Annotated in this window: 2 protein-coding genes; both read right to left on the reverse strand. The window is 75.4% G+C overall.

What is annotated here, in order from left to right; translation table 11 throughout:
* Positions 1-525: 525 nt before the first annotated feature.
* A complete protein-coding gene (trmB, locus tag AC2W7A_RS11635) occupies positions 526-1,479 on the reverse strand; it encodes a tRNA (guanosine(46)-N7)-methyltransferase TrmB (RefSeq protein ID WP_485991485.1) in 954 nt (317 codons plus the stop codon).
* A gap of 144 nt (positions 1,480-1,623) precedes the next feature.
* Positions 1,624-2,296: polysaccharide deacetylase family protein (locus AC2W7A_RS11640; RefSeq protein WP_485991486.1), on the reverse strand; the 673-nt coding region annotated here is incomplete at its 5' end.

Genomic DNA, 2,296 nt, shown 5'->3' on the forward strand with positions numbered 1-2,296 from the left:
CGCGCCCTGGCCGACCACCTCGTCCGCTGCGCGGACCAGCTGCGGCGCACCCGGGGCGGCGCGCCCGCGGTCGATCCTCGGCTGGAGGCCGAGCCTCCTCACGGCACGGTCGTGGCCGCGCATGCGCTGGAGCTGCTGCAGCGAGGCGCACGGCGGGCGAGGACGTCCCGGCCCTCGACGTGCTCGTGCTCTCCGGCGCCGTCGGACTGCCCCGCCGGCTCGCCCGGGACCCGGGGCTGATGGGGCTGGACGCGGACCGGGTCTACCGGGCCAGCGCCCCACAGGACCTGCTGGCGGGCATCGGACGCATGGTCGGCCGGCGCCTGCCGTGGGAGGGTGTGCGCACGCTGCCGGTGGCACCGGACCCGCACGGCGAGGCGCTCGCCGGCGCCGCCGTCACGGGACACGACACCTCACCGCCTGGACCCGGCGCACGGGGAGGACGCCCCGCGCGGCCTACCGGGACCCCGGCACCGTCACCCTGGCGGCCGCCGCCCGCGTCACCGCGGGGCTGCCGCTGGCGTCTCAGCGGCGCACGTAGGTCAGGTCGAAGACCAGCCGGCCGGCCTTGAGGGCCTTGTTCTCGAACTGGGTGAGCGGGCGGCCCTCGAAGCGGCGCGCCCAGCCGCCGAGTCGGTCCACCGGGTCCACGGCCTCGGACGCGGCGACGGCCTCGCCCAGGCCCGCGCGGGCAGGCCGACGTTCCGCCTCGTCCCAGTCCGAGGGCAGCGGCTGTGCACCGACCTCGAGCTCACGCCCCTCGCGGCGGACACGGGTGAGCGGGGAGTCCTCGCCCGCCTGCTCGCCGGCATGCGGGTTCCGGAAGTCGGCGGCGGCGTCCATGACCTCGCGCATGTGCACGGCGTAGCCGGACCAGTCCGTGGCCAGGCGCACCACACCGCCGGGGCGCAGGACGCGCGCCAGGCGCGCGGCCAGGGCGGCGGAGACCAGGCGGCGCTTGTGGTGCCGGGACTTGTGCCAGGGGTCCGGGAAGAAGATCCAGACCTCATCGACCGAGCCGGCCGCCATGGTGTGGTCCAGCAGCTCGGGGGCGTTCGCCTCCACGGCCCGCACGTTGGTCAGGCCTTCGCGCTCCACCAGGGTCATCAGCCCGGCCAGGCCCGGGATGTAGACCTCCACGGACAGCACGTTCCAGTCCGGACGGTCCTTCGCGCCCTGGGCGGTGGACTCGCCCTGGCCGGAGCCGATGTCCACGAGCAGCGGTGCGGAACGCCCGAACTGCGCGTCCCAGTCGATGTCCGCATCGTGCGCCACGGAGGTGCCGGCACGGAACCGGGGGACCTCCACGAGGACCTGCTCCGCCATGCGCTCCCACACCGCCTGACGGGAGCGGTTGAGCCGGGAGCCGCGGCGCACGAAGGACACCGGCTCACGGCGGATCAGCTCAGGATCCTTGTCCCGATTGTGGTCGTGCGCGTGGGCGCGCTCCTCGGCGGGCACGGGGTTCTGCTCGGTCATGCCCATGATTCTCCCCGCAGCGGGCACCGTGCCGCCAACCGGACCCGGCGGTGTCCACGCCGCCCGCGCGGTGCTGAGGACGATGCCCCGGTCGGGGGCGGTCGGGGAGCTCCAGGCAGACGGCCCCCGGCCGGTAAACCGCGGTCAGGGGTGCCTGCCGCGGTTCACCAGGGCACCGGAGGAGACGCCGCCGGTGATCCGGTCCACGGTCACGAAGCGGTAGCCGCGCGCCTGCAGCGTGGTGATGATCTCCGGGACGGCGTCCACGGAGGTCGGGTGCACGTCGTGCAGCAGCAGGATCGCGCCGGGGGCGGCGGCCGAGGTCACACGCTGCACCACGGTCGGGGTGTGCCGGACCTCCCAGTCCCGCGGGTCCACGTTCCAGTTGACGGCGCCGTGGCCGAGGGAGCCGAGGACCTGCAGGACCGAGGCGTCGTACGCGCCGTACGGCGGGCGCACCGTGGAGGGGGTGACGCCCTGCGCACGCAGCAGTGCGTCCGTCCGGGAGATCTGGCTGCGCACCTCGTCGGCGGAGACCGCGGTCAGCTGCGGGTGGTCGTAGGTGTGGTTGCCGATCTGATGGCCGGCCGCCCTCATCCGCCGGACGACGTCCGGCCGCGCCTCGACCTGCCGACCCACCGTGTAGAACGTGGCCGTCACCCCGTGGGCCGCCAGGATGTCCAGCAGGCGGGGGGTGTGCTCGCCGGGCCCGTCGTCGAAGGTCAGGGCCACGCACGGCGCGGCGGTGCAGTCGACCGGACCGGGAGTCGGGGTCGGGGAGGGGGTCGGCCCGGACGTCGGCGCGGGCGAGGGGGAC

The organism is Micrococcus sp. LASM2_SD2 (assembly GCF_057364565.1).